Here is a 3,442-nt window from a genome sequence, read left to right on the forward strand (position 1 = left end):
GGGTCGTGTAATTTAAACGCGCTCACGGCGTTGTGTTTATTGATGGAAATACTGGAGGGCGGCGGTTCCAGGTTTTGCGGTGTGTCAGTGGGATTCCCCCCTCACCCCAGCCCTCTCCCCCCAAGGGGGGCGAGGGGGAAAGGGAGCCGATCTTTGTGCGCTTCAAAACCAGAGTTCGACTCGGTATCTCACGTCGGCGTATATCCAGCAAACACCGTGGTCAGTCCCCTCTCCCTTTGGGAGAGGGTTAGGGTGAGGGTCAGCCCTTAATCCCGCGCCAACGCCTCAATCGGATCAAGCCGCGAAGCATTCCGCGCCGGCACAAAGCCAAACACAATGCCGATCAACGTCGAGCACACCACCGCCGTCAACACCGACGCCAGTGAGAACACCATCTCCCACTCCTTGATAAACACCGAAAACAAATGCCCGATGGCATACGACAGGGAAATCCCGATCGCCCCGCCCAACAGGCAGACCATCACCGCCTCCACCAGAAACTGCTGACGAATGTCCGACTGCCGCGCGCCGACCGCCATGCGAATACCGATCTCGCGGGTCCGTTCGGTCACCGACACCAGCATGATGTTCATCACCCCAATGCCGCCGACCACGAGGGAAATCACCGCAATCAGTGACAGCAGCAACGCCAACGAGCGGCTGGTTTTCTGCACGGTCTGCAGGACGCTGTCGAGGTTGTTGGTGAAAAAGTCCTTGGTGCCGTGGCGTTGCAGCAGCAGTTGGGTGACGTGCGCTTCCACCACTTTGCTCGGCTGGCCGTCCTTCATGCGCACGCTGATGCTATCCAGATAACGCTGGCCCAACACCCGCCCGGCCGCCGTTTCGTAGGGCACCCAGACGTTGAGGGTCTTGCCCGAGGCAAACAGGCTTTTATCTTCGGCGGCCACGCCGATCACCGTACACGGCAGGTTGCCGATCAGGATCACCTGGCCCAACGGATCGACATCCTGGCCGAACAGGCGCTGCCGGGTGTTGTGATCGATGACCACCACCTGCGCCTGGCGCCGCGCATCGCTTTCGCTGAACGGGATGCCTGCGGCCATCTTGATCCCGCGCACTTTGAAGTACTGATCGCTGACGCCGTTGACCTGGGCGTCGAGGTCGATATTGCGATAGCGCAGCAACAGGCTGCGGCCGATCATCGGCGTCGCGCTGTCGACGTAATACAGCTGATTCAGCGCGGTGACATCGGCAGGCGTCAGGGTTTCGATGGCGGCGGCACGTTTGTCGCCATAACTGCTGCCCGGATAGACATCGATGGTGTTACTGCCAATGGCGGCGATGTCCTTGAGCACGTAGTTTTTCGCGCCCTCGCCGACCGCCGAAATTGACACCACCGAGGTGATGCCGATGACGATGCCGAGCATGGTCAGCAAGGTGCGCATGCGATGGGAAATCAACGCCACCCACGCCATGGCGAACGCCTCTTTGAACAGCCCGAGGCTGGCGACCAGGCGCCTTGAGGCGTTGGCTTTCGGGGTTACCGGTTCTTCGCTGAGCAAGTGCGTGGTGTCGCGTTCGTTGGCTCGGTCGCTGAGGATTTCGCCGTCACTGACTTCGATGATGCGCTCGGCGTTGGCCGCGACTTTCGGGTCGTGAGTCACCAGAATCACCGTGTGCCCCGCCGCGTGCAGCTCCAGCAGGATGCGCATCACCTCCTTGCCACTGGCGGTGTCGAGGGCGCCGGTCGGTTCGTCGGCGAGGATCACTTCGCCGCCGTTCATCAAGGCCCGGGCGATACTCACCCGCTGCTGCTGACCGCCGGAGAGCTGGCTCGGCCGATGCGTCAAATGGCCTTCCAGACCCAGTCGCGCCAACAACTCACGGGCACGGGCATGGCGCTGAAGCTGCGGCGTACCGGCGTAAATCGCCGGCATCTCGACGTTGTGCATCGCACTCAAATGCGGCAGCAAGTGGTAACGCTGGAAGATGAAACCGAAGTAGTCGCGGCGCAGCTCGGCCAGGGCCTGATTGTCCAGATCGCGGGTTTCCTGGCCGTTGATCTTGTAGCTGCCGGCGGTGGCGTAGTCGAGGCAGCCGAGGATGTTCATCAGCGTCGATTTGCCAGAACCCGAGGCGCCGATAATCGCGACCATTTCCCCGGCATTGATCGTCAGGTTGATGTTCTTCAGCGCCAGAAATTCACGGTCACCGGCGGTGAAACTGCGGGTGATGCCGGTCAGCTGTAGCAGTGGCTCAGTCATGCTCAGGCCCCCGCCACATTGGTCAGCGGATCACCGATCACCACACGATCGCCTTCCGCCAGGCCGGCATTGATTTGCACTTTGACGTTGTTGTTGATCCCGGTCTGCACATTGCGCGACTGCGCGTGGCCCTTGGCGTCGAGCACCCGCACCGGAAAACTGCCATCGGCATTGCGCGGGCCGAGCGCCGCCACCGGCACGGTCAGCACCGACTTGGCGGTGTCGAGGATAATGCGCACCTGCGCGGTCATCGATATGCGCAAGCGATGGTCGGGGTTCGGCACCTCGAACAAGGCGTTGTAGAACACCGCACTGCTCTGTTTCGGCGTGCCGGCGGGCGGTGTTTCAAGAAAGTTCTGCGGCGCCGGGTCCGTGCCGCGCAGTTTCGCGTAGTAGCGTTTGTCCTCACCAAGAATGGTGAAATACACCTCTTGCCCCGGCGCAATGTGAATCACATCGGCCTCAGACACCTGCGCTTTCACCGTCATGGTGTCCAGATCCGCCAGTTTCAGCAGGACCGGCGCCAGTTGGCTGGCGATCACTGTTTGCCCTTCCTGTGTCACCACGCCCACCACATCGCCATCGATCGGCGCGACGATACGCGTGTAGGCCAGATTGACCTTGGCCGTGTCGATCTGGATGTGCGCGCTTTTGATCTGCGCGTCCAGCGACATCAGGTTGGCCTGCTGCACCTGATAGTTCGACTCAGCGGTTTCAAAATCCTGCCGCGAGATCGACGCGTCGTCCTGCAAATTCTTGTAGCGCTCGTAAATCGCTTTGGTCTGCCGGAGCTGAGCCTGGGTGGCGCGTTTTTGCGCTTGCAGGTTTTCCTCGTCGACCTGGGCCTGACGCAGGGTGTTCTGCAACACCAGCGGATCGATTTCCGCCAGCCATTGGCCCTTTTTCACCTTGTCGCCGACCTTGACCTTGAGCGACTTCAATTGCCCCGACACTTGCGCACCGACGTCCACTTGCTTGATGCCTTCGAGCAACCCGGTGGCGAGCACCGCGTTTTCAATATCACTGCGTTCCACCGGGGCGGTCAGGTATTGCGGCGCCTCGGCCGGTGCCTGCACCGCGTAGAACGCCAATCCCGCTACCGCAACCAATGCCAAACCCATACCGACTTTGCGCAACTTCGACTTTTCCATAAATAACCACAAGTCCGTTCAGGGGTGAGCCCGGCCAGCGGCCGGGCTCTGATAGATAAACAACAA

Annotated in this window: 2 protein-coding genes; both read right to left on the reverse strand. The window is 60.8% G+C overall.

Going from position 1 to position 3,442, the window contains the following annotated elements; translation table 11 throughout:
* Positions 1-266: 266 nt before the first annotated feature.
* Entirely contained in the window at positions 267-2,225 is a 1,959-nt protein-coding gene (locus BK670_RS14010) for a MacB family efflux pump subunit (RefSeq protein ID WP_123450381.1), read from the reverse strand.
* A gap of 2 nt (positions 2,226-2,227) precedes the next feature.
* Positions 2,228-3,376, reverse strand: coding sequence for a macrolide transporter subunit MacA (gene macA / locus BK670_RS14015; RefSeq protein WP_123450383.1), 1,149 nt, complete (start codon positions 3,374-3,376; stop codon positions 2,228-2,230).
* Positions 3,377-3,442 lie beyond the last annotated feature (66 nt).

This window comes from Pseudomonas fluorescens (assembly GCF_003732425.1).
Lineage (GTDB): Bacteria > Pseudomonadota > Gammaproteobacteria > Pseudomonadales > Pseudomonadaceae > Aquipseudomonas > Aquipseudomonas fluorescens_BE.

What these genes read in the sequence shown, in the direction of transcription:
- BK670_RS14010 (WP_123450381.1), bottom strand. Translation starts at nt 2,225, where the DNA reads ATGACTGAGCCACTGCTACAGCTGACCGGCATCACCCGCAGTTTCACC.
- macA (WP_123450383.1), bottom strand. Translation starts at nt 3,376, where the DNA reads ATGGAAAAGTCGAAGTTGCGCAAAGTCGGTATGGGTTTGGCATTGGTT.